The sequence below is a fragment of the Coprococcus sp. AF21-14LB genome (assembly GCF_003458885.1).
Lineage (GTDB): Bacteria > Bacillota > Clostridia > Lachnospirales > Lachnospiraceae > UBA9414.
On sequence record NZ_QRVX01000140.1, the window covers coordinates 1 to 701 of the forward strand.

Genomic DNA, 701 nt, shown 5'->3' on the forward strand with positions numbered 1-701 from the left:
TGATTCATTTGAATCAGTGTTTCGAATAATTATTATTTAATAACAATTACCTCGGATGTCTTGATATTTTCATCAATTTATTTCTTATATGCGGTTTTCAAGGTACATTGACTGTTTTATCAGTCATCAGAAATCTGAATCTCTTCAGAACCCTGATCACTGGTAAAACTTTTTTATGATCTGGCGGCCACCTACTCTCCCACACCGTCTCCAGTGCAGTACCATCGGCCGCTTAGGTCTTAACCATCGTGTTCGGGATGGGAACGGGTGTCTCCCCTAAGCGCATCGCCACCAGAAAAATTCAGCTATACTCCGTGAGTACGGCTCTCTCTTCACGCTCGATTCCACTTCGTTTCTTCTCGCGCTACGCTCAAGCCTTCTTATGCATCCTGTTCTTCTTCCCTGTCTTTGCAAGCAAGCTTGCACGACAGCTCTGATTCACAGTCTGCGCACTCACTCCTTGACAGCTAAGCAATAGACAACAGCTCTTACTTCTTCTTCCTTAGAAGGAGGTGATCCAGCCGCACCTTCCGATACGGCTACCTTGTTACGACTTCACCCCAGTTATCCGTCCCGCCTTCGGCAGCTCCTCCCCTAAGGTTAGGTCACTGACTTCGGGCGTTACTGACTCCCATGGTGTGACGGGCGGTGTGTACAAGACCCGGGAACGTATTCACCGCGACATGCTGATTCGCGATTAC

Annotated in this window: 2 rRNA genes; both read right to left on the reverse strand. The window is 47.8% G+C overall.

The annotated features are described in order from the left end of the window. Nucleotides 1–178: 178 nt before the first annotated feature. A 5S ribosomal RNA gene (rrf, locus tag DWX73_RS13415) occupies nucleotides 179–296 on the reverse strand. A gap of 209 nt (nucleotides 297–505) precedes the next feature. Beyond that, a 16S ribosomal RNA gene (locus tag DWX73_RS13420) occupies nucleotides 506–701 on the reverse strand; the annotation flags it as partial.